At 60.0% G+C, this 577-nt stretch carries 1 protein-coding gene; it reads right to left on the bottom strand.

The annotated features are described in order from the left end of the window. The coding region (locus AC1DYF_RS40375) for an SDR family NAD(P)-dependent oxidoreductase (protein ID WP_477884556.1) at nucleotides 1-576 on the bottom strand (576 nt) is incomplete at its 3' end. Nucleotide 577 lies beyond the last annotated feature (1 nt).

Genomic DNA, 577 nt, shown 5'->3' with positions numbered 1-577 from the left:
GATTTCCTTTTTCGCAAGCATTTGCGCCAACCCCGCCGTAAAGTTGGCAATCGCCCCCTTGGTCGTGGCATAGGCGAGCAGCGTCGGATTCGGTGCGTCGGAGTTAATCGATGCGGTGTTGATGATCGAAGCCCCCGCCTTCATGTGCGGCACGGCGGCCTTCACCAGGAAGAACATCGCGTGGATGTTGACCTTGAAGGTCAGTTCCCACTCGTCGTCGTCGATGTCTTCGAGTTCGTGAAAAGTCGCCTGATGGGCGGCGTTGTTGACGAGGATATCGATCCCGCCGAACTCGGCGACCGCCTTGGCGACGACGTCGCGGCAATGGGCAGCCTCCTTGAGATTGCCCGGTACAAGCACGGCTTTGCGACCTGCTTCTTCGACGAGACGCTTAGTTTCGTTGGCATCCTCATGCTCGTCGAGATAGGAAATCAAGACATCCGCACCCTCGCGGGCGTAGGCGAGTGCGACCGCCCGGCCGATGCCGCTGTCAGCTCCGGTGATGATCGCCTTCATGTCCTTGAGGCGACCGGAGCCTTTGTAGGACTTCTCCCCGTGATCGGGCACCGGGTCCATC

The sequence above is a fragment of the Rhizobium sp. P2_G9 genome, assembly GCF_056403475.1.
The sequence above is the reverse complement of the archived record's forward strand: the minus strand, read 5'-3'. Positions and strand labels throughout refer to the sequence as shown.